Raw genomic sequence first — 26,779 nt, forward strand, 5'->3', positions numbered from 1 at the left:
CAAACTCTATTTCTTATTCTTACTCCTATAATTGCAATGTGTGTATTATCATTTGGTAATGGTTATTTCACAACTTACTCATCAATAGAGATAAATAGTCTTGGTCGTTCTAACCTAATGATAGGTATAATATCAGCAGCCTATTTTTTGGGAATGACAGCAGGATCTTATTTTTCACAATTTACGATAGTTAGAGTAGGCTATATTCGAGCTTTTGTTTTATTTGCATCTCTCATGGCAATTAGTGCTTTGATAGTTGGTATTAATAAGAGTGTACCGGTTTGGGTCTTCTTTAGATTTGTTTGCGGATACTCTCTCGCAGCATTATTTATTGTTATAGAAAGTTGGTGTATTTTATCTGCAGAGAGAAAAAATCGTGGATTAGTGTTTTCTATATATCTATTTGTTTACTATGGAACCCAAGCATTATCACAGTTAGTGATTAATGTTCATTTTAGCAATGGATTACTAGCATATTGTTTTATATCTTCACTTTGTAGTGTTGCTATTGTTTTGATGGCATTTACAAAAACAGTAGCTCCAGTACCACATTCTGAAGAAGTTTGCTCACCAATAAGAATTATTAAAAAAGTACCTCTTGCTATGGCTGCTAGTGTTATAGGAGGATCACTTTTAGGTTCCATTTATACTTTATTACCAATATTTATGGTAAGAGTAAACATTGAGCATGATATGGTCTCTGTGCTAATGATGACAACTATTCTTGGAGGAATGTTGCTGCAAGTACCTATTGGAAAAATCTCGGATCTTATTGATAGACGAAAGGTAATATTGTTAGCTGGAGCTGGTATATTTATTGCATCATTGCTTATTGCTATTTTTCATACTTCATATCTGATATTTGGAGTAGTGATATTTGTATTTGGTGGTTGTGCTTTTGTCATATATCCATTATCGATATCTCATGCTAGTGACTTTTTGGAAGAGAATGAAGTATTGGGAGCTATAGGAGTTTTGACAATTGCTTACGGTGTGGGGTCAGTTGTTAGTCCTGTTATAATATCCAGTGTTATGTCAGTATTTGGTCCATTTGGATTTTTTATTATAACAGCGATACTTAGCGCTATTTTATGTGTGTACTCAACGTATAGGATTTTTATTAGAAAATCAGCAGTTGATACTTCTTCATTCACCATAGCAACACCAGAGAGTCTTAATTTTAGCGAAGCGCAAGAGATAGTTTCGGAGAAATAATCTAAGTATATTAAATTGCAAAGCATACATCGCTAGCTTATAATTGATAAGGTTTTTTAAAATTCATAACAAGACTTAATTTATCTAAAGGAGATTATAGTTATGTCATCACAAATCAAGCAAGTTTTTGCTAGACAAATATTAGATTCACGTGGTAATCCTACTGTTGAAGTAGATGTAATTTTAGAAAGTGGTGCTTTTGGTCGTGCTGCTGTTCCTTCAGGAGCTTCTACTGGTATTAGAGAAGCATTAGAGTTAAGAGATGGTAATAAGTCTCTTTTCTTAGGTAAAAGTGTCTATAAGGCTGTTGAGAATGCTAATACTAAAATAGCTCAAGCAGTTAAAGGTTTAGATGCTCTTGATCAAAGATTAATTGACAAGACTATGATAGAATTTGATGGTTCAGATAATAAAGGCAATCTTGGCGCGAATGCTATTTTAGGTGTTTCATTAGCAACAGCTAGAGCAGCGGCATCTCATTTGAGAAAGCCTTTCTATCGTTATCTAATGGATGTTAAAGAATATTTAATGCCTGTACCAATGATGAATGTGATCAATGGTGGATCACATGCTGATAATAATGTGGATATGCAAGAGTTCATGATTGTACCAGCTGGGTTTGATACTTTCTCAGAAGCTCTAAGATGTGGTTCTGAAGTTTTCCATACACTTAAAAAAGTTTTAATCGCTGATGGTTATAGTGTAGCTGGTGTTGGTGATGAGGGTGGTTATGCTCCAGATCTTCCATCAAATGAGTCTGCTATTGAAGCAATTCTTAAAGCAGTTAAAGAAGCTGGATATGAGCCTGGTAAGCATGTGTTTATAGCGTTAGATCCTGCTAGTAGTGAATACTATAAAGATGGCAAATATGAATTAGCATCTGAAGGCAAGTCACTGACTTCTGAAGAGATGGTAGAGTACTTTGCTAAGTGGGTTGAAAAATACCCAATCGTATCTATCGAAGATGGTATGGCTGAGCAAGATTGGAATGGTTGGAAGTTAATGACTGAAAGACTAGGTAAGAAAGTTCAATTAGTTGGAGATGATTTATTCGTAACTAATCCAAAAATCCTTGCTGAAGGTATCGAAAAAGGAGTTGCTAATTCAATTTTGATCAAGCTTAATCAGATTGGTACTCTAACAGAAACTTTTGAAGCTATGGCAATGGCTGGTCAAGCAGGCTACACATGTGTAGTATCGCATCGTTCAGGCGAAACATCTGATACTATTATTGCTGATTTAGCAGTAGCAACATGCTTAGGGCAAATCAAGACAGGTTCATTATCAAGAGCTGACCGTATCGCTAAATATAACCAGCTAATTAGAATAGAAGAAGAGTTAGGTGAAAATGCTATCTATCCAGGTATCAAAGCATTTGTATTTAGCTCAGAAAAAGCTGATAATGAAGTCCAAGAGATTATTGTTGAAGAAAGTAAGACTAAAAAAGTTGTAGTGCAAGTAGAAGAATAATAGTTTCATGGATATTAAATCTAATTCTTTTTTTTATATTTTTATTTTAGCAGTTTTATTACTAATTATCTTGTTACAATATCAGCTTTGGTTTAGTAACACAGGTTTGTTAAAGTATGATGTGCTAAAAAAATCAATTGCTACTCAAACAAAAGAAATTAAGCATAAATCTCAGACTAATGCGCAGCTGTATTCCGAAGTAGTTTCACTGCGTAAAAATAGCGAAGTGCTTGAGAGTTTGGCTCGTGAAAATATGGGCTTCATAAAGCAGGGAGAGGTTTTTTATAGTGTTAAATAAATATGTAATAATTCCAGCTGCTGGGATAGGCTCGAGAATGGGATTAGATATTCCTAAGCAATATTACAAACTCATTAATAGTAAGACTATACTTGATAATACTTTAGAAAAGTTTGTCAAAGATTCCTTTTTTGATAAAGTAATTGTAGCTGTTAGTGATAATGATAATCTTTGGAGTAATTCTGAGTATTTTAATCATCCAAAGGTACAATCTTGTATAGGTGGAGCCACAAGGTTTCATAGTGTTTATAATGCGCTTAAAATTATCAATGATCGTAAAGGTGATGATTGGATATTTGTACATGATGCAGCTAGACCTTGTGTGAATATAGAAGATGTTATAGCTCTTTATAATCAAACTCAAAAATCTCATACTCAAGCTGGTATCTTGGCTATTAGAGCATTTGAAACGGTTAAAAAAGTAGCGATAAAGATGATTGTAGCTAAGACTATTGATCGACAAGATATTTGGCTTGCACAGACTCCACAACTATCAAGACTTAGGCAGTTAGAAACAGCATTTGATTTTTGTTATACAAATAATCTCATAGATAAAATAACAGACGAAGCATCGGCTTTGGAGTTGTATGGTATAAACCCAATAGTCGTTGAAGGTTCTAGGAAGAATATTAAGATCACAACACAAGATGATTTAGAGTTTGCTAACAGGCAGATTAGCTAGTTATCTATTTTAGTAGTAAGCCTATCACATACCCAAATATTATTACTAATCCCATTATAAATAAAATACAATCAAGTACTACACGTCTGTAGTTTTTGTATTGTATGTTTTTGTAGATTATTATCACTGGTAATACATACAATAAGAAAGCCACAGTAGGAGCGACTAATATTCCTATAATGTTAAGTATCTTGAGGTTGCAGATTGTACATATCCATAAGATTATAAATATTAGACCGACACAAATTCTATTTATGACTACATCTGTGATATTGATTTTATAGATGTTTCTAAAAAAGTATTTGAATAAGTATTTTAATGCTTCTTTAGAACCAATATAACAACCGATAAATGAGCTTATAATAGCTGTAAAAACTATCATTGGAGCTAGAATGTTTAGTAATGTTCCCGGATGTTGTTCTTGTATTAGAGTAACTATTGAGAGGTTATTTATATTCGCTCTATCAAGGTCATGTATTGTAGTACTAAGTAGGCAAGATGTTACGAATAATAGTACAAATATAAAAAGAATCAATGCATTAATCTGAAGGATCTTATATACTTTGTACTTCTCTTGCGAATGTTCTACTTTTACATAATCACGATAGAATATTACTAGACTAGAAATAACTGGTGAATGATTCATTGATAATATCAAAATTGGCAAAACCATTAGTACACCTGTAATATAACCAATAGTATCAAAATGACTATCAGTTATGAATTCAAAATTCCAATATGGAATTATATATAGTGACAATGTAATTACTAATATTATTAGAAATATTACTATTAATTGCATAAATTTAAGGATTAAATTGATCCCTAAAGAAACGATAACTAATAGTCCAGCAAGAATACTAAAACTAAACCAAATATTAGTCGAAAGATTTGTGTTAGCAATATGGTAATTTAACAAAAAGTTACTTAATTCATTATTTAAACCAATCGAGTACATAGGCATATTTAAAAATATAGCAAAAAAATAGAGTACTACACAAATTAGTCCGAATAACTTACCAAGATTGTGTGTGAAAACATCTGTGATGCCACCATTATCTGTATATAAAACTATATTTGCCATATTCTTATGTGAATAATAAGTCAATGGTAGCGCAAAAATAAGAACTGTTACTAAAGCCCATAATCCACTATGTCCAGCTTGAACAGGAAGATATAATAATCCTGCTCCGACAGCAGTACCAAACAGTGTAAAAATCCATTGTATATCAACTTTAGTTGTCTTTGTGTGATTTGAATTTTCCACTTACCTACTCCAATCCAATATCACTTTACCACATTGACCACTTTTCATTATTTCAAATCCTTTTTGATAATCATCGATATAAAGTCTGTGTGTGATGATTGGTTCCATATCCATACCTGCTTGAAGCATACTAGTCATTAGATACCATGTCTCAAACATCTCTCTGCCGTAAATACCTTTAAGAGTAAGACCTTTGAACAAGATAGCTCCCCAGTCAACAGAGATATCGCCAGCTGATATGCCCAAAAGTGACAGCTTACCACCATGATTCATAACATCAAGCATCATAGATATTGCTGAGTTAATCCCAGACATTTCTAGACCTACATCAAACCCTTCTGTCATGCCAATTTCTGACATAACATTGCGCATTTGTGCTGTCAATTGTTGTTGATTTTTAAACTCTAATACATTTACTGCAACAGTAGCTCCGAAGTCTCTAGCCATCTGTAGACGATATTCATTAATATCTGTGATAACTATTCTACGAGCACCGCAGAATCTTGCTATCTTGACTGCCATAAGTCCAATAGGACCAGCTCCAGTTATAAGCACATCCTCACCAGTTAGGTTAAATGAAAGTGCTGTATGAATAGCATTACCCATAGGATCGAATGTACTAGCTATATCATCACTGATAGAATTAGGGATCTTAAAAACATTGGCAGCTGGCATTACTAAATATTCAGCAAAAGCTCCCTGTACATTTACACCTATGCCTATGGTTTTTCTACAAAGATGGCGTTTACCTGCTCTACAATTACGACATTGTCCGCATACAAGATGACCTTCACCAGATACTCTATCGCCAACATCTACACTTGTGACACCATTTCCCTTAGCTACAACTTCACCAGCAAACTCATGTCCGGTAATCATTGGTACAGGTATGGTAGCTTGAGACCACTTATCCCAATTATAAATATGTAAATCAGTGCCACAAATTGCTGTTTTTTTAATTTTAATCAAAACATCATTGTAGCCATATTCTGGCATAGGAGCATCATCAATCATCCAAATACCTGGTTCTTTTTTTAATTTAGCAAGTGCTTTCATAGTTTGATTCCTATTAACTATATAATACCTAATTCTTTAGCAGCTTTTGTAAAGCCATCAACAGCTTTGTCAATTTGCTCAAAAGTATGAGCAGCAGACATTTGTGTTCTAATTCTAGCTTTACCCTTAGGTACCACTGGATATGAAAAAGCGATTACATATATACCATAATCTAGTAGCTTATCAGCAAATTCAGCTGCTTTTTTTTCATCGTATATCATGACAGGAATAATAGGGTGTTCTCCAGGTATTAAATCAAAACCTGCAGCAGTCATTTTTGATCTAAATCTCTGTTGATTAGCCTGTAACTGCTCTCTTAATTCATTTGAATTTTTAGTTATTTCTAAAGCTTTAATAGATGTTTTAGCTATTATCGGTGCTAAAGCATTTGAGAAAAGATATGGTCTAGAAAGATTTTTAAGTAAATCTACTACTTCTTTTTTAGCACAAATATATCCACCTGAAGCTCCGCCTAATCCTTTGCCTAGAGTGCCAGTTAGGATATCAACTCTACCCATAACATCACAATGCTCAATTGAACCTTTACCATTTTTGCCAACAAAACCTGATGCGTGAGAATCATCAACCATAACAATAGCATTATATTTATCAGCTAAGTCACAGATAGATTTCAAGTTAGCAATAATACCATCCATTGAGAAGACACCATCTGTGGCAATCATTTTAAATCTTGCTCCAGCTTGATCAGCTTCTATAAGTTTTGCCTCAAGGTCTTGCATATCATTGTTGTTATATCTAAAACGCATTGCCTTGCACAATCTAACACCATCAATAATACTAGCATGATTAAGGGAATCACTTATGATAGCGTCTTCTTTTGTAAGAAGCGTCTCAAAAAGCCCCGCATTGGCATCAAAACATGAAGGATATAGGATTGTATCTTCAAACTCGAAAAAATCGCTTAATTCTTTTTCTAATTGTTTATGTACAGTATTTGTGCCACAGATAAATCTGACTGATGCCATACCATAGCCACATTCTTCAATATGGTTTTTTGCATAAGAAACTATTTCCGGATTATTTGCAAAGCCAAGATAGTTGTTTGCACAGAAGTTAATTAGTGTTTCACCATTTTCTAGATTAATGACAGGTTCTTGTGGGGTTGCTATTATTCTTTCGCTTTTGTATGTACCAGCCTCTTTTATTTCTTGTATTTTATTCTGAATATTAGCATAGAAATTATTATTCATATTTGAGCTCCTCTCAAAAATAGAGTTTAAGTTATATTCGACTTTAGAATATTAGCTAATAAAGATACTTTTTAAAACTATTTGATATCAAATTATATTAAGAATAAATATTATTTTTTCTTTGGTAAATATTTTGCTAGCTCATAAGTTGTATATTTGATGAAAAAAAGCTGTTTAGAACATTAGTAAATTATTACTCTATATTTACAGTAATGGTTATGAAGTTAATTGCATTGTAGTAAGTCTGGCTATTAGTTTTTGATAATTATTTATTTTTAGCTATATGTTATATTGTGTTTCAATAAAAATTTAGCAGGATCTTTAAAGAAAAATTAATATTTATTTATGCAAATCGTAATAAATAGATTTTAAAATGTTATAATCTTGTTTATACATAGATGTTTGATTCTTTAGATGCACAAAAAAATATTTTTATTATCTTTACCTCTTATATTATCTAATTTGGTTTTACCAATGGTTGGTATTGTCAATACTGCATTAACTGGTCATCTCAATGATAGTAACTATCTTGCAGCTATAGGATTAGGAGTTTCAATAATAAATGTTATTTGCTTTATGTTTTCATTTTTTAGAATGAGTTTGACAGGGTTGATAGCTCAATCACTAAATAATCTCGAAAAGATGATGGAAATAGTTATAAAGGCGGTATTAATTGCATTATTAATATCAATAATTGTTTTTAGTTTTAAAAGTGTAATTCTGATTGCTGTACTAAAGATAGTAAATACTTCGTTGAATATAAAAACTTTACTAGCAAATTTTTATAATGTCGCTATTTATATTTTGTTTTTTTCATTACTAAATTATATTTTTATTGGTTTCTTTATTGGCATTGGAAATCCTAGAGTAGTACTTTATAGTTCAATTATCTATATGGGTGTAGCAATAGGCTTGAGCATAATATTTGTTGTTATTCTCAATTATAATGTTGTCGGCGTAGCAATTTCTTTAGTTATAGCCTCTGCTAGTTGTAGCACTTATCTGAGTATAAAAATATTTAGATATTTCTATAAATTAAGTAGTTTTAATATTAAAAAGTTAGCAGATTATAAGCTCTTAAGTTTGGATAGCTATATGCCTTTTCTTCAACTTAATATAAATATTTTTGTACGTTCTTTATGTTTATTATTAGCATTTAATTCTTTTTATATATTTTCTTCGAATTACGGAAAAACTATTTTAGCTACAAATACTATACTTGTAGAAATAGGTATGTTTTTTGCGATGTTTTTGGATGCTCTTGCTAATACAACTGAATCGTTAGTTGCTCAAGCTTATGTTGATAAAAATACAAGCTTATTAAGAGAAATTATCTACAAAACATTTGTGCAAAGTATGATACTAACTATGGTTTTATCTTTAGTTTATTTTTCTTTTAGTGGTTATATCGTATCAATCTTTACCGATATTGTAGATGTTAAGATTCAGATAAATAAATATATTATTTTTTCGTTTCTTATGCCTTTATTTGCAAGTATTAGCTTTTGGGTAGATGGTGTGTTTGTAGGTCTCCTAAAGACTGTAGCAATGAGAAATGCGATGATTTTATCAGCAGGAGTGTATATTACTTTTGTTTTTTTATTACAACCCTATGAAAATTATGGTTTATGGATTGCACTAATATTATTCTATATAGCTAGAATAGTGTTTTTGATGCTTCCATTAAATCAGTATATTAAAAAAGGAGTTTAAATGCCGCATATAATTTTAGAAGTACCTCAACAATTTGACATAGAATTAGCGAAGAAGGTAATAAATTTAGCACAGCAATTTTGGGTAGAGAAGTTACCAACTAAATTAGAAACCTTTAAAAGTAGAATTTATAGATACAGTTTTAGTAGTGTAGCCGGAGATGATAGATTAGATGTAATCCATGTACAGATTAAAGTTCTAAAAGGAAGAAAGCCTGAGCATCTAGAAGAAATCTCACAACAATTGAAAGCTAAAATTTGCGAATTATTAAATCCAGAAGTTAATCTAGACAGTTATAGTATAACTTTAGAATTGATGGAGCTATCTACTGCTTATGCTAATTAATATTTGATTATCATTATTATTTCACTAGTATATACTAAAATCTTCATCAAACTTAGATATTAGAAAATTAATGAAAAGCTATAATAGATTACTATTTTCATCATTAGGAGCTGCTTTTGAGTTCTATGATTTTGCAATATACTCAGTATTTGCTGTAGTAATTGGTAGTAAGTTTTTTGATAAAAGTAGTTCTATAAGTAATACTTTATTAGTTTTTTTAGTTTATATCGTTGGCTATCTTGTGCGTCCTATTGGTGCTTGGGGTTTCGGATATCTTGCTGATAAGAAGGGTAGAGCATTTGTCTTGAGGCTCAATATGTTCTTACTATTTTTTGCGACTCTAGCACTGGCTTTTTTACCCACGATAGAAAGTATTGGTGTTTTTGCTACTATTTTGTTTGTTGGATTACGCTGTATACAATCATTGGCGGTAGGAGCTGAGATACCAGTATCAGTAGTATATATTGTCGAGAACTACCCTCAAAGACAAGGCTTTATGACGAGTATAGTATTTTGTTGTTTGAGTATTGGGATTATGATGACATCACTTGTACTGTTTATATTAAATCATTTTACTAGCCAAAGCTTTATAGAAAATTATGGTTGGCGGATTGGATTTTTCATAGGTGCTTGTTTTACATTTATATTATTTTTCCTCAGAAAAAATATTGTTGATGTTCCTAGAGTTGTTGAAGCGCTAGATAAACCTCGCTCCGAAAACTCTTTGTTTATTGTGAAAGTAATTGTTGGTATAGCCTTAGTTGCTTGTATTGCTATGTTAACTACTCAACTATATATGTTTTTACCTGCGTATAAACAAATGTATATTATTTCAGATTTTGATGTTTCTAGTATATTGTTAACAGGATCTATAGTTTCAGCTATTAGTTGCTTGGTTGGGGGATTTATTAGTGATTATGTTTCTAAAACAAAAATGATGTCTCTATTGATAATATTGAGTATAGCTTTAACACCTGTTTTTTATAAGAACATAATAGCTGGAGAGAGTATATACAGTTATTTCATATTGTTATCTATAATCTACGGTTTTTTTGCTCCAACATATAATGTAATTATTACAAACTTCTTTAGGTTAGAATATAAATGCCGTGGTTATGGTATCGCTTATAATCTAGGATATTTGATATTCTCTGCAGGTATACCAGCCTTGACAATATCACTTATAGCTACAACTAATAATCTTCTGGTACCAGTATATTTAATTGTATTTGCTGGAGCGGCATCATTTTTTGGGATTGCAGCAGCTAACCGGTTTATGAGAAAGGCTTAAAAATCATCGCCGAAGGGTCTGATTTGAATTGATTATATAGTTCAATTATATATCTATCAGTCATTGAGGATATGTAGTCGCTTATGATTCTAGCTTTCTCGTGAGTGTTTTGCGTATTATAAAATATAGCACCAATATCATCTGGTAATAGGCTTTCATCTGGAGTTGAGCTAATCAAAATATCAAAAATCTCTGAAATTATTTCTCGACCACGATATCTTAGGACATTGAGTTTAGGTGATTTTATTATTTTAAACAAAATATATTTTTTCAGTACTTCGACTTGTTTTCTAATCTCATTATTTAAATATACCCTTGAAATAATTGGAACTTCTAGGTTTAAGTCTAGCCCAATATTTTGAATACAACTATTAACTAGTTTTGAAGTTAATTTTGTGCGTAATAAGCTATTGTTAGCAATATTTTTTGATATTCTGTATATCCCTCTGCTATCGGCATGGAAATTAATATAATCTGAAAATATATCTTTGAGAATATTTTGAATTTCATCCTTAGTAATCTCTAAATCGTTAGGCATTGCATTATAAATTTTATCTAGAAGCTTGTTATCAATACTTGCCATAGATAGTGGATCTATAAATCCACCTTTAAGAGCATCTTCGACATCATAAGTTGAATAAGCAATATCATCCGCTACATCCATAATATAACATTCTATAGTTTTGAAGTTTTCTATAGTAGTTATACCATAAGGCTCAAGGAGTTTTTGTTTAATATCTTCAACTAGCCCTGACTCTTCATGATAATAGCCCTTTGTAAGCTTGCCTAGATCACTAATTGGTGGAATGTGCTGATCATATTTTATAGTTGCTGCAAGAGTTCTATATGTTAGATTTAAACCAAAAGTTTGCTTTTGATCAATATCTTTTTTGGCAGTATGTGATATCAGTCGTAGCGTCTGAGCATTACTTTCAAAACCACCAAAATTATTCATTTTTTTATTTAGGGCCACTTCACCGTTATGACCAAAAGGAGGGTGTCCAATATCATGGCAGAGTGCTGCTGTTTCAATTAGATCATAATCTAAATTTAGTCCATATTCTGCGTTAAGTTTAACAGCTATAGATTTGGCTATTTGCGCCACCTCTAGAGAGTGAGTAAGCCTATTTCTAAAAAAGTCATTTTCAAAACTAGGGAAAATTTGTGTTTTTGCTTGAAGTCTTCTAAATGATGAAGAATGAACAACCCGTGCATAATCCCTTCTGAAAGGAGAAAAGTTATTCTTTTTTGATATATCATTATTTTGTCTTAGATAATCATTTTCATGATAAAGACTTATTGCCATATACACCCTAATATAATTTGTAATTATACTTTAAATATTAGACGTAAATGATTAGATATGCAATATTTTAGTAGTAAGAAAGATAAAGAGACTAAGAATAATTATTCTTGAACATCAAATCTGCCAAGCATCATAACCTTATGCCAAGCTTTTGCAAAGCCATTTACAAATTTCTGCTCATTACCATTTTCAGCATAAACTTGAGCTACAGCTTTAAGTTCAGAGTTTGAACCAAAGATGAGATCTACAGAAGAAGCAGTCCATTTTTGCTCACCAGTTTTTCTATCTATACCTATATACTCACCATTGTTTGTGTCAGATTTTTCCCATTTTGTAGACATATCAAGTAAGTTTACAAAGAAGTTGTTATTTAACTGACCTGGAGTTTTGGTAAATACACCTTCTTGAGAGTCATCGTAGTTTACATTTAGTGCGCGCATACCACCAACTAATACTGCCATTTCAGGGATATTTAAATTAAGCATACTTGCTTTTTCAACTAATGCTTGAGGTAGCTTGTTAGACGCTAAACTACCATCGCTATAGTTTACAAAGCCATCAGCTTTTGTTTTTAGATAGTTGAAAGACTCTATATCAGTTTGAGCTTGAGTAGCGTCTGTTCTACCAGGTACAAATGGTATTTCTAGAGTATAACCAGCTTCTTTAGCTGCTTGCTCAACACCTACATTACCACCTAGTACTATTAAGTCAGCTAATGATACTTTAGTGCCATCTGTTTTGCTATTGTTAAAGTTGGTTTGAATCTCTTTAAGCTTAGCAAGAACAACTTCAAGTTTAGCAGGTTCATTCATTTGCCAATCTTTTTCAGGAGCTAAAGCAATTCTTGCACCATTTGATCCACCTCTATAGTCGGTTTTACGATAAGTAGAAGCTGAATCCCAAGCAGTTCTTATAAGTTGTTGATTCATTAATCCAGAGTTTATGATATCTTGCTTAAGTTGAGAGATATCTTGAGCTGATACTTGCTTGTAGTTAGCTACAGGTACAGGATCTTGCCATATAAAGTTTTGCTTAGGAATCCAAGGACCTATATATCTAGATTTTGGACCCATATCTCTATGTGTTAATTTAAACCATGCTTTAGCAAACTCTTCTTTAAACTCTTCAGGGTTATTGTAGAATTCTTGAGTATATTTATTAAATCCATGGTCTTCTTTTAAGGCTAAGTCTGTTGTAAACATTATAGGTTTATGTTTTACGCCTGGCTTATGAGCATCAGGAACCATATTTTCTGGCTTAGCATTTGTAGGAGTCCATTGGTGAGCTCCAGAAGGGCTAAGAGTTTTTTCCCAGTTTAAGTTATATAGGTTATGTAAGAAATCATGGTTCCAAAAAGTTGGTGTAGAAGTCCAAGAGCCTTCAAGACCACTACCCATAGTATCATCACTCACGCCAGTACCGTAGCTATTATGCCATCCTAGTCCTTGTTGCTCGATAGGTGCTTTATCCGGAGCAGGACCAATATCTTTTTTAATATCTTTCTCTGGAACTGCACCATGAGTTTTACCAAATGTGTGACCACCAGCAATAAGAGCTACAGTTTCTTTATCAGTCATACCCATGGCTCTAAAAGTTTGACGAATTTCACTAGCAGCACCTTTTATATCAGGTTTGCCATCTGGACCTTCAGGGTTTACATATATCAGACCCATTTGAGTTGCTGCATAAGCTGGAGCAAGCTTGCCATCTTTGACATTGCTAGACATTAGCTGTTCAGGAGATATACCCCAGTTTGTATCATCGCCTTGCCAATCATCTTCTCTACCAAAGGCAAAACCAATCGGCTTCATACCCATTGATTCAAGAGAAACAGTACCAGCTAAAACAATCAAATCAGACCATGATACGGCATCACCATATTTCTGCTTGATTGGCCATAAAAGCTGTCTTGCTTTATCAAGGTTAACATTATCTGGCCAACTATTTAGCGGAGAGAATCTTTGCTGACCACGATTAGCGCCACCACGACCATCTGCTAATCTGTAAGTACCAGCATCATGCCAAGATAATCTAATAAAGAAAGGACCATAATTACCAAAATCAGCAGGCCACCAGTCTTGAGATTGAGTCAAAAGATCTTGCATATCTTTTTTAAGTTCTTCAGTATTTAGCTTCTTGAAAGACTGGTGATAGTTATAGTTTTTCCCCATAGGACTATCAAGCTTATTCAGATTACGTAATGGCGATAAATCTACACTTTGAGGCGTAGCCATTTCTGTACTTTTGTCATCGGCTATAGCACTATTAGTTGCCAGTAGCATTCCAGACATTCCTAATGCTGTTACAATTTTCTTTAGCATGGTGATTTCCTCGCTATAAAGTTAACTTATAATACAAGATTCTTCTTATATTTTCTAAACTGAACCGAATCTTATCTTTAAAATAAATATTAAGGTCTACAAGTGATTATATGAAAATGAAAAAGTCTAGTCAAATAGTATATGGTTATAAGCCCTATAAAAATTTCTTATATATTCGTTAATTTAAAAATTTATTTTGATTTATTCACAGTCCACCAGTGATATCGAGAATAGTTCCTGTGCAGTAATTTGCACCATCTGATAATAGCCATATAACTCCACTAGCAATCTCTTCAGGATAACCACCTCTTTTAAGCGGGATTTTATGTTTGATTTTATCAACTCTAGCAGCATCACCAGATAGCTTATGGATATCTGTATAAGTATAACCAGGTCTAATACAATTTACAAGAATTCCTTCATCAGTTAATTCTTTTGATAAGCCTTTTGTAAGAGTATCAATCGCACCTTTGGTACAAGCATAATCTATATACTCATTAGGTGAACCTGAGCGAGATGTACCAGATGATATATTAATAATCTTACCACCACTGTAGCCATGTTTTTGTGACATCTTTTTTTATCGCATGCTTTGCACATAGAATATTTCCAATAGCATTTACTTGGAATACTTTTTGTAGACGATCAGCACTCATATCCTCTAGCCGACAGGTCTGAAAAATTGTATTAGCATTATTTATAAGAGCATATATAGAACCATGCTGAGAAATAAATTCATCAAACATTATTTTGATATCTTCTTCATTTGCTATGTTAGCACAATGAGTAGAAATATTGATGTTATATTCAGATAGCTGAATTTTTAGTTTATCAATATTCTTATGATTTTTATTATAATGTAAACCAACATTATAACCAGCTTTTGCTGCAGCTAATGCTATGGCAGATCCAATCCCACCGTTAGCGCCAGTTATTAAAATATTTTTCATAAATACATTTTTAGTGTTTTTTTGCACTTAGATTCCAGCAGATAGCTAATAGTGCAGTAGCAATCACACAAGAGCCTAATAAGAATATAAATACAGCATCCCAACCCAGCATAGTCGCGATAATACCAATTACTGCTTGAGCTCCAACTGTACCTAAGAAATAGCCAAATAATCCTGTAAATCCAGCTGCAGTACCACCAGCTTTTTTAGGTACTAAGTCCAAAGCTAATATTCCTATCAAAGCAACAGGTCCGTAGATAAGTACACCCATAGCAGATAATGAAAGTAGTAATATCCAAGCAGTGTCGCTATACCAGTATACAAACAAAGCACCGATGAATAAAAGCATACATATCACACTCATAGGAGCTCTACGACTACCAAAATACTTATCTGTAATCCAACCAATTATTATAGTTCCAGGGATTGCAGGTAATTCAAACAATGCAAATCCCAAAAGTCCTGTTGTTGTTGACATGTGTTTAATATGAACAAGATAATATGTTGACCAGCTTAAAAGACCATATCTAGCACAATAAACAAAAGCATTTGCAAATGCAGTTAGCCAAACCCATTTATTGTTTAGGACATATTTAAAGAAGATTTCTTTAGCTGAAAACTCTTGTTCATGATGAGCTTCTGAAGTTGTATAACCTTTGTACACTTCTATAGCTGGCAAACCGACTGATTGAGGAGTATCTGCACCAAAAAGTAGAACCAATATAGATACGAATATACACATTGCACCAGCAACATAAAAAAGACCGTGCCAGTTATCATTGAATATTAGTAGACCAATAGGTACAACCGCAATAGCTAAAAATCCTGCTCCGACATTATGAGCAGTATTCCAGATTCCCATTTTTGTGCCGCGCTCATTAGCACAGAACCAATGTGTCATGATACGTGCACATGCGGGCCAACCCATACCTTGCACCCAACCATTGATAAGCATAGCAATGAATAGCACAAGTACACCTAATGATAATAAGCTAGGTAATATTAGGTTTATAAGTCCCGTGATAAATAATCCAATAGCTAAAAATATCTTTGCATTACTTCTATCTGAGATATTTCCCATCAAAAATTTACTTATACCATAAGCTATACCTAGCCCAGCTCCAATTAGTCCAAGTTCATCCGGAGTTAAGGTTGTAATATATTGTTTTGAGACATCGAAACTACTACGACCGAAATAGTATGTAAAATAACCTATATAAGCCACTAAGAACATTCTTAGGCGCCAATGAGGATATGCTTTTTGAATTTGCTCTCTAGCTAATAAAGGCAAAGCTTTCGCAGGTTTAAGAAAATTCATTTTTAATTAGTAAATATTAAACACTAGTAATTTGGTAGTTTAGTTTAATTTTTGGTATTCAGCAATATAAATTAAGTGTTTAATCTTGATGTTTTATATGAAAATTAGAATTTTTTTGGGAAAGGGATATTAGGATAAGCAGGCGGTAAATCTAAACCTTTTGCTGCTTCAACACCTCTTAGTATATCTGGTCTATCAGTTATGATACCGTCGACTTTCCAATTGATTAAATTATTGATAACTTCATAGTTGAAATCGCTACCTTCATCTTCTGTCCAACCCCAAGTTACGACTTTGACACCTAGTTTATGAGCCTCTTCAACATCTTTTTTAGTTAGATCTTTTTCATAAGGCTCCCAGAATGTACCACCTAATTTTTTGACCATCAATGGATAGTTGTAATTATAGTCTTTAGGATCAAGTGGAGCTGTCCATTTTTGATAATCTGTCATCTGCTTTGCTTGTTCAGCATCCATTGGCTCTGTTGTATGATCTGTTAAATATGCTGTTTTAACTTTTGGATTTAATTTCTGTAAATCTACTAAAGCTTGCCATTCAAAAGATTGTACTTCAACATTATCAGTCATATCTGTTTTAACCAAAACTTTGTTTAAAGCTTTAGCCATTTCTTCAGCAGTCCAGCTTGCATTTGGGCCATAAGGGTTGGTTTTTATCTCAATTTGTAGACGAACTCTACTACCAACATTAGATTTGACATAGTTGATAACTTCTTCAAGTGTTGGCATGTGAACATTATCCATACCAATATGATTAGGATACATTTTAGCTGTTGCAGAGTCAGGTTTTATATATCCAACTGTGTATTTTTTAACTTGATCTAAAGTAAGATCTTTTATTGGAGTTTTTTCTGTTACCCAATTACCATTTTCATCTTTTGTAAGATCTGGGTTTAGTGTTAAATCATGTGTTACAACTAAAACTTTGTCTTTAGTCATATTTATATCCATGTCAATAACGTCGACACCAACACGCATAGCCTCTGTGTATGCTGGTAGTGTGTTTTCTGGCGCGATAGGTCTAAGACCTCTATGAGCGTAGATATTGATAACATCTGCAGTAGCAACACTTATGCTACATGCAACAATAGCTGTTGCGGTAATTTTTTTGAACATTTTGACCTACATGATTTGGTTAAAAGCAGAAATATAATTACTTTTTTATTATTAAATAGCAATATTTTTATATCAGAAAAATAGTTTTTTATGATAGTTGTTTACTTTATGATCACTGTAGTAACTTTATTCAAGATGAGTGATGTCTGTTAAAAAGAAAATTATAATTCTAGTGGCTTTACTAGTTCTATTATTTTGTGGCTTTATCTATTATATTAGTGGTTCTAATGCTAAACAGATCCCTGGATATGTAAGTACTGATATTAGATATGTATCTTCACAGGAAAGTGGTAGGCTTCTTAGATTAGATGTAAGTCAGGGAGAGTTTGTCAAAGAGGGACAGGAATTATTTTTAATTGATTCATCAAAAAATCAGACTTTATTAGATTCAAATAAGTTTTTATATAGTGCATCTCAAGCAGTATCAGAAAATATGTCTAAAGGTAAAAGACAACCATATCTAGAAAAGACAGCCATCGATATATCTAATGCTAAAGCAAATTTAGCTGTTGCATCTAAAGAGTATCAGCGTCAACAAATGTTATTAAAAGATGATAGTACTTCTCAAAAATAATTTGAACAGGCATAAAGTAAATATATCCAAGAAAATAATCAAGTTGAAGCATTAGAGGTAATGCAAATTATTAATAATTTACCTGCTCGAGAGGATTTGCGAAATGCAGTAGACTTTATGTCAAAATTTATCAATAGTAATTCTACATATTTACAACAAAAAATCAGTTCAGCAGATATTAAGTCATTAGAAAGTGGTTATGTTTATCAGATTTTTTATCACAAAGGTGAAGATGTACGAGCATATAGTCCAGTAATGACTATTATAAATCCTGAAGAAGTATATATTTTATTTTATTTATCAAAAGATGATCTTGCTAGACTACATGTTGGACAAACTATTGATTTTATTACACCTAATAATAAGAGTTTAGAGGCTAAAGTTAGTTATATCTCACAAAAGGCTGAATATACACCACCATTATTGTATGGCATAAACTCTGATTCAGAGATTTCTTTTGAAGTGCATGCTAAGGTTGATTACTCCACAAATAGCTCTTAGATTCATATCGGAGAGCCTATAAAGGTAGAGTTAAGATGATAAGTGACAAAGAGGATCAACTAATAATAGATGTTAAAAATCTTACCAAAGTCTATAGTGATAAAATTGTAGTTGATAATATCTCGCTTCAAGTTAAGCAAGGAGATATTTATGGCTTTTTAGGACCTAATGGTTCAGGTAAGACAGCTTCTATAAGAATGGTATGTGGTCTACTTCCAATTACAAAAGGTGAGGGTACTTGTCTTGGTTATGATATAGGTACTCACGCGAGTATTATCAAACAGCAAGTTGGTTATATGGCTCAGAAATTTACACTCTATCCCGATCTTACAGTTAGAGAGGATCTCAAGATTTTTGCGCGTTTACATAGCTTAAAAAATATCCGAGAAGCTGTTGAAAAAACAATAGATAATCTGCAAATAGGTAAAGCTAGAGCAAATCAAAAGGCTTATGAGTTATCAGGTGGTTGGAAACAACGATTAGCCTTGGGTGTGGCTACGATTCATGATCCTAAATTATTACTATTAGATGAGCCTACAGCTGGAGTAGATCCAAAAGCACGAAGAGAGTTTTGGGATTATATATCTACACTATCAAGTAAAGGCATCACAACATTGGTATCAACTCACTATATGGATGAATCTGAAAGATGCAATAAGTTGCCATATATCGCTTATGGAAAGCTATTATCTAGTGGTACTCAAAAAGATATTATTGATAGCTGTGGTATCAAAACATACAATATTTCAGGTAAAAATGTTTATAGCCTTGTGTTAGAGCTTCAAGATAATGCAGAAATTGAGCAAGTGTCAATGTTTGGCAGTAGTGTACATCTTAGTGTTAAAAATGATGTTGATATTACACACATTCAAACAAAGTATAATCAATTTGAATGGTAATCAATAGAAACATCACTTGAAGATGCTTTTATATATCTAATGAGTAGCCAAAAGGATAACTTTGCATGAAGTATTTTGATATTAATAGATACTATGCTATTTTTCTCAAAGAAGTTATTCATATGCTTAGAGATAAAGTCACAATTAGATTAGTGATTGGTATACCACTTATTCAGCTAATACTATTTGGCTTTGCTATAAATATGAATCCAAAGCATCTAAGTACAGCAATAGTTAATGCTGATAAGACATTACAAACAAACTATCTAATCGAGAAAATTAATAATACCGGTTATTTTGATATCAAATATCAAAACATCTCAATAGATGATGCGACAACACTAATGCGTAAAGGTAAGGTACAGTTTATCATAGATATACCGCCTAACTTTACTAAACAAGTTTATCGTGGTGAATCTCCGAATACTCTAATAATAGCAGATGAAGCAAATGCAACTTCAAACGCAGGTGCTTTACAAGCTGTTGATAAGGTCAAAGAAATATACAGTCAATACTTTTCTAATAAACAAATACCTCAGCCACAGCCTTTCAATTTTGTAATCCATAATAAATATAATCCAGAGAGTAAAACACAAAATAACATTGTGCCGGCATTAGCAGGTGTGATTTTGACTATGACTATGGTTATGGTTACATCTTTGACAATCACACGTGAGAAAGAGTATAGAACTATGGAATCTCTACTTGCGACACCTGTCACATCTCTTGAGATTATTTTCGGTAAGATTACTCCATAGATTGTTGTTGGTTATATTCAGTTATTATTTATTATTATATTTGCTAAGGTAATATTTGGAATTACCATAGTTGGTAGTATTTTACTATTACTTATCACAACTTTTCCTTTTATTATTGCAAATCTCTTGGTGGGTATTACATTTTCAACTATTGCTGATACACAATTACAAGCAATGCAAATGACATTTTTCTTTTTCTTACCATCGATATTGTTGTCAGGTTTTATGTTTCTATTTGATGGTATACCAGAGTGGGCACAAGTCATAGGTAATATTTTACCATAACTCATTATCTAAATATTGTCCGAGAAGTTCTTCTCAAAGGAGGAGGGTTCTTTGATATTCTAAATAGTATTTACCCATTATTGATTTTTATGATTATGGTTTCGATAATATGTATTAAAAAATACTATTTAGATTATTTAGACGAACTTTAATTCTATTTAAATACAAATTTCTTTTATGGTATCTTTAAGGCTTAAAAATTAGAATCTAAACAATTAGGAAATAAGTTTGTTAAATTATAAAGAGAATTTTATTGGCAGGAACATCAAATCAGATGTATTATCTAGTTTTGTAGTTGCAGTTGCTCTTATCCCTGAAGCTATAGGCTTTTCATTTATCGCGGGAGTATCTCCTACAGTTGGTTTATATACAGCATTTATATTAGGTTTGATAACAGCCCTTATAGGTGGTAAACCTGGTATGATCTCTAGAGCATTTCCAAGTTTTGCATTGCCTAATATTCATTTGACTATGTAGTCATTTCTTATAGTATTACCTTATGCTGTGATTGTTGCATTAGTAGGTTTGATTGAATCACTGCTGACATTATTAGTGCTTGATGAAATGGATAATAAGCGTGGTAATGGTAATCAAGAATGTATAGCTCAAGGTACTGGTAATATTGTTTGTGGTTTCTTTGGTGGTATGGCTGGTTGTACCATGATAGGTCGGTCAATAATTAACTTCACAAATGGTGGACGTGGGCGTTTATCATTATTGACTGCGGCATTGCTACTTATATCTTTTGTAGTTGCTCTGTCAGGGTATATATCTTATATTCCTGTCGCGGTATTGGCTGGTATTATGTTTAAGGTGTGTATTAATACTTTTGAGTGGGAGAGTGTTAATCGTATTCGTTATATGCCAAATTCAGATAAGGTTGTTTTAGTAGCAGTCACAGTTATTACTGTATTTTCAGATTTAGCAATTGCTGTTATCTCAGGTGTGATTATATCAGCTTTAGTTTTTGCTTGGAAGAGTTCACAAGTACATAGCCATACTCATAGAGAAGATCAAAATACAAAAGTGTATGAGTTTTTTGTCCGTTATTTTTTGGTTAAACATCTTCGTTTAAGAGCTTATTTGATGTAAACTATGATCCAGAAAATGTTATATTAGATTTTGCTAACTCTAGAGTTATGGATATCTCCGGAGCTGAGGCAATAGATGATATTACTAAGAAATACTTAGATTTAGGTAAGAAAGTTACACTTAAACATCTAAGTGAAGATTGTCGTAAAATACTCAAAAGAGCAGGTCCATACTGTGTTTTTGAAGAAATAGATCCAACTTATAAAGTCACGAGGGATGTCTAATGGAAAAAATTAAAATAAATACTACTAATGCACCACAAGCTATTGGTTCGTATGAGCAAGCTATAAGAGTAGAAAACTTTGTGTATACTTCTGGTCAAATACCACTAAAAGCAGATGGCACTATGTCTGGAGAGTGTGTAAAGGAGCAAACTACTCAAGTCATGCAGAATTTAAAAGCAGTATTAGAGGCAGCAGGCTCAGGTCTAGATAAAGTAATCAAGGCAACTATCTTTATCAAAGATATGACAGAGTTTAAGCTAATTGATGAAGTTTATGGTTCTTTCTTTAATGGTAATTTCCCAGCTCGTTCATGTGTAGAGGTAGCTAGATTACCAAGAGATGTTAAGGTTGAAATAGAAGTGGTGGCTTTAGCAAAGTAATAATTTTAAATATACTATCTCTTAGTAGAAGAGATTATACAGTTTAAAGCCTAAGACAGTAATTATCATCACTACAGAAGGGTAGAATGTTAAAGTAAATCCTAAAGCTCTAGCACCTGCACCTTTTCTATAATTGACAAAGAATAATATTCTTCCTAAAGCAAAAGTGAAAGCTGCGAAAATGATAGTTGACATACTTTGAGCTGGCATAGTTACAGACCAAGCAGTGTAAGCTACAAAAGCTATACATAATTGTTCTAGAGTATTTTGTATCAGAGACTGTAGGATTCTAGCTTGCTGTGGTTCTTGTGTCAACCCACTACCATTTATATCAGTATCACTAAAGAAGCGATGTTTTGCTAATATTGCTACAGCAATTATAAGAAATACTCCGGGAATTATTAAACTATTAAAAGCTATAGCAACTTTATTATCTATTTTTTCCAAATTAAAAACATCACATGTTGATCCTATAGCAACTATCAAAACAGATAGAATTATTCTAATTAATAATCCCTGTAAAACGCCTTTTTGTTCATTGGTCATATATCTAATCCTATATTTTTATCTCTAGGGAGTATTACGATTTCTTAAATGATAACTTGCAAACTTTAATAAAAACAATTTACTTAGGATATCTTTATAAGATATATTAAAATTATGACTTCTTAATTTTGAAATCAATATGAAAATATTTCGTCATTTATATGCACAGGTTTTACTGGGTATATTTATAGGTGTTTTACTTGGAATTATTACTCCTCATTTTGCTGTAGCTCTGAAGCCTTTTGCAGATGTCTTTGTTAAATTAATCAAGCTGATGATAGCGCCGATTATTTTCCTCACTTTGGTATCTGGTATTGCTGCAATGAAAGATTTAAAAGCAGTGGGTAAGATAGGTGGAGTGGCATTATTGTATTTTTTCTCAATGACAATAGTTGCTCTAATAATTGGGATGCTTACAGCAAATCTACTAAAACCTGGTTTGGGATTGAATATTGATCCAAATACTCTAGATGCTAGTGCTGCAAAAGCGTATATGGGAAATGTTGAGCATGTGGCAAATATGCAAGACTTTTTTATGAATATTATTCCTCATACATTTGTAGGAGCTTTTACAGATAGCGATATTTTGCAGGTACTTTTTGTATCAATATTATTTGCTGTTGGACTAGTGATGTATGGAGAATCGGGCAAGCCAATACTAGATGGTATCCAGAGCTTATCAAAAGTATTTTTTAAGATAATTCATGTGATAATGCACTATTCACCAATAGCTGCTTGTGCTGCGATTGGTTATACAATAGGTATGTATGGAGCAGGTACACTGCTTGGGTTGTTGGGGTTGTTACTATGCTTTTATATTACATGTTTGATATTCATCTTGGTATTTTTAGGATTAATTATAAAGCTATATTGTGGCATAAATATATTTAAACTACTTGGATATATCAAGACAGAAATACTTATTGTATTAGGTACTTCATCATCAGAAACAGTCCTACCAAATTTGATGGAGAAACTTGAGAGTTTAGGCTGTGATAAATCTATAGTTGGCTTAGTTATTCCGACGGGATACTCATTTAATTTAGATGGTACAGCTATATATTTATCACTAGCTGCGATATTTATAGCACAGGCATTAGGGATTGAGCTTACTTTGAGTCAGCAGGTTTTTATGCTACTAATTATGGTTATTAGTTCAAAAGGAGCTGCTGGTGTTACGGGCAGTGGATTTATTATATTAACGAGTACTTTGAGTGCCTTGGGTGTTGTGCCAGTTGCAGGTATTGTGATTATCTTGGGTATAGATAGATTTATGTCAGAAGGGCGTGCTATTACAAATATGATCGGTAATACTATTGGGACAATTATAATATCCAAATGGCAGAAGAAATTAGATATTGATAAATTAAATAGCAAGTTGAGAGGATAAACAAAACTATCCTATTTTTTTCGATACTTTTGCAGTCTACTTTTAGGTTTATCAGGAATAGTCATCTCTATTAATCCTTGCTCTAAAGCTGGATTAAGATACCTTTCAGCAAATGATTTTCTATCTTTTAAGCCTAATTTATCTTGTATTTCTTGTCTTGATAGCTCCCAAGTTCCTAAAACCTTAAGAAGTTCTTTGACTTGGGGAGTGACATGCTGTGTGACTTGGGGGTAATATCTTTGATTCAAATTAGAAGTATCTCAAGCATAAACTCTATAAATACAGAGTAATCAGTATTATCTATACTATCTTTGAAAGCTTTATGATATGCTTGTTGATTGTCATATATGATGCTTTCAACTGGTAAATAACTAAAGATTTCATTCCATTAGCTTAAAATTAGAGATTGCCATAATCTGCCCATACGACCATTACCATCAGCAAATGGATGTATAAATTCAAATTCATAATGAAAAATACAACTACTTATCAAGGGATGTTCATCTATATTAGATATCCAATTAAATAGATCAGACATTAAATGAGGAAGTTTCTTACTTAGAGGTGCAACATGAATTACATCACTACCAAACATAACATCAACAGATCCAGAGCGATAGCAACCGATCTCATCAACCAAGCCAGTCATTAGAAGCAAATGAGTTTTAATAAAGTCTTCTTCACTCTTATAGTTTAGTGTGTTAAAAGTATCATAAACTTTGATAGCATTTCTAATCTCTAGGATTTCTTTCTGAGGTGCTAATACTTTTTACCTTCAATTATTGCTATAATAATAGACTCATCTAGCGTATTACTCTCTATTGCTAGAGTTCCGCGTATAGTTTTAACTTTATTTACTTTGCGTAGTCTAAGATCTCTTTGAATTTTTGATGAAGCATTTATCTCACCAACCATTCGGCTTATTTCAGATACTAAAGAAACAATTTTAGATGTAATAGTGTATGGTGGCTTATATTTTATCTCGTACTTTATGTAAGTAATTTAATTGTTATAAATTATAACATTTTATTTTTCTATAAATTTGAAAAGAATTTTATTGATATATCTGCTAGATTCTATTCTAGAAATTAATACTTCTAGCAATCATAAAACCAATTAAATATAATCTTTGTATAGATCTTAAAATAATTTTATCTAAATAGTTAAGTCTAAACCCAAGTCAAAAAAGCAAATTTTGAGATTGGTGTTTTTAAGACTTATAAATAATTTATTTGCTAATAAAAGTCTGAGTTGTAGATATTTCTTCGATTTGAAAAAGTATTACTTTCAAGAATTGTAACTGTGGAGGGGTAAGAGTAGTGCGAAGTGAGCAGGAAGTTTTGAGGAATTAAAAGAATTATGTACCTCCTCAGGTTATATTCACGCTTTTGCATATATATGTTTTAAAGACTTATTTCATACCATAGGAGTTGATAAAAATTATAAGGTTGTTGAAAACTTAGATGTGGCAAAACTATATTCTCATGATAGGTTGATTCGGTCTGAAATGTCTACATTGCATGGGCTCTTAATAAGTCAAAAGATAGATTATTCAATTCCTACCCCAAAAATGCTTGAGAACTATATTTGCAAAACAGATTCACTTCTTAAAGAAATTCATCAAGCGATGCTTAAACCTTCTACAGACATACTAATAGATAGTATTAAAAATGGTAAAAAAGACAATCCTTTTATAAAAGGTGAATGCTTAAGAGAGCCTATATTTTATAGTGCTGAATCAGCATATGATTTTCAGTATTTAGAATTGTTTTTGAAAAAGTACGAAAAAGATAACCAGTGGCTTATAGATAATAAACGGATTGATATTCATAACATTGTTCTAGTAGTGAATTCAATCATATTAATACAGATTAGCAAAGCGACTCATTCAACAATAATAAGTCATGCAATCAATATATAGAATTAGATATATTTAAATTCTCTGTTTATGAAATTTTAGAGGTAATACAGTTTTATTTTCAATTAAATATTGAGTCTAAAAATATAAGTGATATTTTAGATTTATTTATAGGAGATAGTAAAAAATATTTCATTAGTGTTGGTGATTATAATGTTGCAAATTCTCACCCATTAATAAAAGAAAATGGTAGTTATTATCTCTTACAAATTAATTCACTTTTAGAAGCTTTGTATGAATCTCCATTTTACTGGTTTAATCAAGATAAAGAGTATTTGCCAATAGCAACAAAAAAATAGAGGATTATTTACTGAGAATATTTCAGCAGAAATACTTGCTAAGATTTTTGGTGAAAATAATGTTTACCAGAATATTAATATTTACAATGGAAAGGATAAAGTTGATGTTTTAGTTGTTTTCTTTAATAGAGCTATAGTTTTGCAAGCTAAATCTAAAAAACTAACTTTAGAAGCAAGAAAAGGTAATGATAAATTATTAGCTGATGATTTTAAGAAGGCTATACAAGATTCATATAATCAAGGTTATGAATGTGCTAATTTTATTTAAGATGATAAATACAAACTTATCTCATCAAAAGGGCTTGAAATATCTTTAAGAAAAGATTTTAAAGAAATA

At 32.1% G+C, this 26,779-nt stretch carries 24 protein-coding genes and 4 pseudogenes; 16 read left to right on the top strand and 12 right to left on the bottom strand.

The window, feature by feature from the left end; genetic code table 11:
• Positions 1-36: 36 nt before the first annotated feature.
• The 4 genes from FNO12_RS03120 to ispD all read left to right on the top strand — a co-directional run bounded on the left by FNO12_RS03120 (position 37) and on the right by ispD (position 3,665).
• Positions 37-1,215 carry an MFS transporter gene (locus FNO12_RS03120; RefSeq protein WP_168711779.1) on the top strand — a complete coding sequence of 393 codons (1,179 nt, stop codon included), beginning with the start codon at positions 37-39 and terminating at the stop codon, positions 1,213-1,215.
• 102 nt (positions 1,216-1,317) lie between these two features.
• Positions 1,318-2,685 (top strand): phosphopyruvate hydratase, encoded by a 1,368-nt coding sequence (gene eno, locus FNO12_RS03125; RefSeq protein ID WP_014715152.1) that lies wholly within the window; start codon positions 1,318-1,320, stop codon positions 2,683-2,685.
• A gap of 7 nt (positions 2,686-2,692) precedes the next feature.
• Positions 2,693-2,983, top strand: coding sequence for an FtsB family cell division protein (locus FNO12_RS03130; protein WP_030003402.1), 291 nt, complete (start codon positions 2,693-2,695; stop codon positions 2,981-2,983).
• Positions 2,973-3,665 carry a 2-C-methyl-D-erythritol 4-phosphate cytidylyltransferase gene (gene ispD, locus FNO12_RS03135; protein ID WP_014715154.1) on the top strand — a complete coding sequence of 231 codons (693 nt, stop codon included), beginning with the start codon at positions 2,973-2,975 and terminating at the stop codon, positions 3,663-3,665. The genes FNO12_RS03130 and ispD overlap by 11 nt, the downstream gene beginning before the upstream one ends.
• A gap of 4 nt (positions 3,666-3,669) precedes the next feature.
• Here ispD and FNO12_RS03140 read toward each other — a convergent pair whose 3' ends face one another.
• The 3 genes from FNO12_RS03140 to FNO12_RS03150 are packed head-to-tail and all read right to left on the bottom strand — an operon-like array spanning position 3,670 to position 7,199.
• Positions 3,670-4,932, bottom strand: coding sequence for an amino acid permease (locus tag FNO12_RS03140; protein WP_014715155.1), 1,263 nt, complete (start codon positions 4,930-4,932; stop codon positions 3,670-3,672).
• Positions 4,933-5,988 (bottom strand): L-threonine 3-dehydrogenase, encoded by a 1,056-nt coding sequence (gene tdh, locus FNO12_RS03145; RefSeq protein WP_030003403.1) that lies wholly within the window; start codon positions 5,986-5,988, stop codon positions 4,933-4,935.
• 17 nt (positions 5,989-6,005) lie between these two features.
• Positions 6,006-7,199, bottom strand: a complete 1,194-nt coding sequence (locus FNO12_RS03150) for a glycine C-acetyltransferase (protein WP_014715157.1) — start codon at positions 7,197-7,199, stop codon at positions 6,006-6,008.
• Between the two features lie 414 nt (positions 7,200-7,613).
• Between FNO12_RS03150 and FNO12_RS03155 the strand changes: the two genes are divergently transcribed.
• The 3 genes from FNO12_RS03155 (at position 7,614) to FNO12_RS03165 (ending at position 10,548) form a co-directional block, all read left to right on the top strand.
• A complete protein-coding gene (locus FNO12_RS03155) occupies positions 7,614-8,912 on the top strand; it encodes an MATE family efflux transporter (RefSeq protein WP_014715158.1) in 1,299 nt (432 codons plus the stop codon).
• A complete protein-coding gene (locus tag FNO12_RS03160; RefSeq protein WP_014715159.1) occupies positions 8,913-9,257 on the top strand; it encodes a tautomerase family protein in 345 nt (114 codons plus the stop codon).
• A gap of 70 nt (positions 9,258-9,327) precedes the next feature.
• Positions 9,328-10,548: an MFS transporter gene (locus FNO12_RS03165; RefSeq protein WP_014715160.1), complete on the top strand. Its 1,221-nt coding sequence runs from the start codon at positions 9,328-9,330 to the stop codon at positions 10,546-10,548.
• On the opposite strand, the gene dgt is transcribed toward FNO12_RS03165, so the two are convergent.
• From dgt to FNO12_RS03190, 5 genes and pseudogenes are all read right to left on the bottom strand, one after another.
• Positions 10,532-11,854, bottom strand: coding sequence for a dGTP triphosphohydrolase (gene dgt / locus FNO12_RS03170; protein WP_014715161.1), 1,323 nt, complete (start codon positions 11,852-11,854; stop codon positions 10,532-10,534). The two genes, FNO12_RS03165 and dgt, sit on opposite strands and share 17 nt — an antisense overlap.
• 101 nt (positions 11,855-11,955) lie before the next feature.
• Entirely contained in the window at positions 11,956-14,175 is a 2,220-nt protein-coding gene (gene katG / locus FNO12_RS03175) for a catalase/peroxidase HPI (protein WP_014715162.1), read from the bottom strand.
• Positions 14,176-14,380: 205 nt separating this feature from the next.
• A pseudogene (locus FNO12_RS03180) lies at positions 14,381-15,125 on the bottom strand (SDR family oxidoreductase).
• 10 nt (positions 15,126-15,135) lie between these two features.
• Positions 15,136-16,443 carry an MFS transporter gene (locus tag FNO12_RS03185; RefSeq protein WP_014715163.1) on the bottom strand — a complete coding sequence of 436 codons (1,308 nt, stop codon included), beginning with the start codon at positions 16,441-16,443 and terminating at the stop codon, positions 15,136-15,138.
• A 104-nt stretch (positions 16,444-16,547) separates the two neighbouring features.
• Positions 16,548-17,576 carry a glycerophosphodiester phosphodiesterase gene (locus FNO12_RS03190; protein WP_014715164.1) on the bottom strand — a complete coding sequence of 343 codons (1,029 nt, stop codon included), beginning with the start codon at positions 17,574-17,576 and terminating at the stop codon, positions 16,548-16,550.
• 142 nt (positions 17,577-17,718) lie between these two features.
• Here FNO12_RS03190 and FNO12_RS10335 point away from each other — a divergent pair, with 142 nt between their 5' ends.
• From FNO12_RS10335 to FNO12_RS03215, 6 genes and pseudogenes are all read left to right on the top strand, one after another.
• Positions 17,719-18,150: an HlyD family secretion protein gene (locus FNO12_RS10335; RefSeq protein ID WP_014715165.1), complete on the top strand. Its 432-nt coding sequence runs from the start codon at positions 17,719-17,721 to the stop codon at positions 18,148-18,150.
• Between the two features lie 60 nt (positions 18,151-18,210).
• The gene (locus FNO12_RS10340; protein ID WP_014715166.1) at positions 18,211-18,651 is read left to right on the top strand and encodes an HlyD family secretion protein; all 441 of its coding nucleotides are present in this window, start codon (positions 18,211-18,213) and stop codon (positions 18,649-18,651) included.
• A gap of 35 nt (positions 18,652-18,686) precedes the next feature.
• Positions 18,687-19,619, top strand: a pseudogene (locus FNO12_RS03200) (ABC transporter ATP-binding protein).
• Positions 19,616-20,745: pseudogene (locus tag FNO12_RS03205) on the top strand (ABC transporter permease). Before FNO12_RS03200 ends, FNO12_RS03205 begins: the two co-directional pseudogenes overlap by 4 nt.
• Before the next feature lie 76 nt (positions 20,746-20,821).
• Positions 20,822-21,909 (top strand): annotated as a pseudogene (locus tag FNO12_RS03210) (SulP family inorganic anion transporter).
• Positions 21,909-22,289, top strand: a complete 381-nt coding sequence (locus tag FNO12_RS03215) for a RidA family protein (protein ID WP_014715171.1) — start codon at positions 21,909-21,911, stop codon at positions 22,287-22,289. Before FNO12_RS03210 ends, FNO12_RS03215 begins: the two are co-directional and overlap by 1 nt.
• A 21-nt stretch (positions 22,290-22,310) precedes the next feature.
• Here FNO12_RS03215 and FNO12_RS03220 read toward each other — a convergent pair whose 3' ends face one another.
• The gene (locus FNO12_RS03220) at positions 22,311-22,835 is read right to left on the bottom strand and encodes an MAPEG family protein (RefSeq protein ID WP_014715172.1); all 525 of its coding nucleotides are present in this window, start codon (positions 22,833-22,835) and stop codon (positions 22,311-22,313) included.
• A 139-nt stretch (positions 22,836-22,974) separates the two neighbouring features.
• Here FNO12_RS03220 and dctA point away from each other — a divergent pair, with 139 nt between their 5' ends.
• Complete coding sequence (gene dctA, locus FNO12_RS03225) at positions 22,975-24,225, top strand: C4-dicarboxylate transporter DctA (protein WP_014715173.1); 1,251 nt, start codon at positions 22,975-22,977, stop codon at positions 24,223-24,225.
• 11 nt (positions 24,226-24,236) lie between these two features.
• Here dctA and FNO12_RS09780 read toward each other — a convergent pair whose 3' ends face one another.
• The 3 genes from FNO12_RS09780 to FNO12_RS09790 form a co-directional block, all read right to left on the bottom strand.
• On the bottom strand, positions 24,237-24,473 hold the full coding sequence (locus FNO12_RS09780) for a Fic family protein (protein ID WP_014715174.1): 237 nt from the start codon (positions 24,471-24,473) through the stop codon (positions 24,237-24,239).
• A 140-nt stretch (positions 24,474-24,613) separates the two neighbouring features.
• Positions 24,614-24,874, bottom strand: a complete 261-nt coding sequence (locus FNO12_RS09785) for a Fic family protein (RefSeq protein ID WP_030003404.1) — start codon at positions 24,872-24,874, stop codon at positions 24,614-24,616.
• A 110-nt stretch (positions 24,875-24,984) separates the two neighbouring features.
• Complete coding sequence (locus FNO12_RS09790) at positions 24,985-25,140, bottom strand: hypothetical protein (RefSeq protein WP_030003405.1); 156 nt, start codon at positions 25,138-25,140, stop codon at positions 24,985-24,987.
• 550 nt (positions 25,141-25,690) lie between these two features.
• On the opposite strand from FNO12_RS09790, the gene FNO12_RS03235 reads away from it, so the two are divergent.
• Positions 25,691-26,146 (top strand): hypothetical protein, encoded by a 456-nt coding sequence (locus FNO12_RS03235; protein ID WP_030003406.1) that lies wholly within the window; start codon positions 25,691-25,693, stop codon positions 26,144-26,146.
• A 435-nt stretch (positions 26,147-26,581) separates the two neighbouring features.
• On the top strand, positions 26,582-26,710 hold the full coding sequence (locus tag FNO12_RS10345; RefSeq protein ID WP_030003407.1) for a hypothetical protein: 129 nt from the start codon (positions 26,582-26,584) through the stop codon (positions 26,708-26,710).
• Positions 26,711-26,779: the final 69 nt, after the last annotated feature.

This window comes from Francisella orientalis FNO12, assembly GCF_001042525.2.
GTDB classification, from domain to species: Bacteria; Pseudomonadota; Gammaproteobacteria; order Francisellales; family Francisellaceae; genus Francisella; species Francisella orientalis.

Coding starts and splice junctions, on each gene's coding strand:
- FNO12_RS03120 (WP_168711779.1), top strand. CDS start 37: ATGTGTGTATTATCATTTGGTAATGGTTATTTCACAACTTACTCATCA.
- eno (WP_014715152.1), top strand. CDS start 1,318: ATGTCATCACAAATCAAGCAAGTTTTTGCTAGACAAATATTAGATTCA.
- FNO12_RS03130 (WP_030003402.1), top strand. CDS start 2,693: ATGGATATTAAATCTAATTCTTTTTTTTATATTTTTATTTTAGCAGTT.
- tdh (WP_030003403.1), bottom strand. CDS start 5,988: ATGAAAGCACTTGCTAAATTAAAAAAAGAACCAGGTATTTGGATGATT.
- FNO12_RS03150 (WP_014715157.1), bottom strand. CDS start 7,199: ATGAATAATAATTTCTATGCTAATATTCAGAATAAAATACAAGAAATA.
- FNO12_RS03155 (WP_014715158.1), top strand. CDS start 7,614: ATGCACAAAAAAATATTTTTATTATCTTTACCTCTTATATTATCTAAT.
- FNO12_RS03160 (WP_014715159.1), top strand. CDS start 8,913: ATGCCGCATATAATTTTAGAAGTACCTCAACAATTTGACATAGAATTA.
- FNO12_RS03165 (WP_014715160.1), top strand. CDS start 9,328: ATGAAAAGCTATAATAGATTACTATTTTCATCATTAGGAGCTGCTTTT.
- dgt (WP_014715161.1), bottom strand. CDS start 11,854: ATGGCAATAAGTCTTTATCATGAAAATGATTATCTAAGACAAAATAAT.
- katG (WP_014715162.1), bottom strand. CDS start 14,175: ATGCTAAAGAAAATTGTAACAGCATTAGGAATGTCTGGAATGCTACTG.
- FNO12_RS03185 (WP_014715163.1), bottom strand. CDS start 16,443: ATGAATTTTCTTAAACCTGCGAAAGCTTTGCCTTTATTAGCTAGAGAG.
- FNO12_RS03190 (WP_014715164.1), bottom strand. CDS start 17,576: ATGTTCAAAAAAATTACCGCAACAGCTATTGTTGCATGTAGCATAAGT.
- FNO12_RS10335 (WP_014715165.1), top strand. CDS start 17,719: ATGTCTGTTAAAAAGAAAATTATAATTCTAGTGGCTTTACTAGTTCTA.
- FNO12_RS10340 (WP_014715166.1), top strand. CDS start 18,211: ATGCAAATTATTAATAATTTACCTGCTCGAGAGGATTTGCGAAATGCA.
- FNO12_RS03215 (WP_014715171.1), top strand. CDS start 21,909: ATGGAAAAAATTAAAATAAATACTACTAATGCACCACAAGCTATTGGT.
- FNO12_RS03220 (WP_014715172.1), bottom strand. CDS start 22,835: ATGACCAATGAACAAAAAGGCGTTTTACAGGGATTATTAATTAGAATA.
- dctA (WP_014715173.1), top strand. CDS start 22,975: ATGAAAATATTTCGTCATTTATATGCACAGGTTTTACTGGGTATATTT.
- FNO12_RS09785 (WP_030003404.1), bottom strand. CDS start 24,874: ATGACTGGCTTGGTTGATGAGATCGGTTGCTATCGCTCTGGATCTGTT.
- FNO12_RS09790 (WP_030003405.1), bottom strand. CDS start 25,140: ATGGTTGGTGAGATAAATGCTTCATCAAAAATTCAAAGAGATCTTAGA.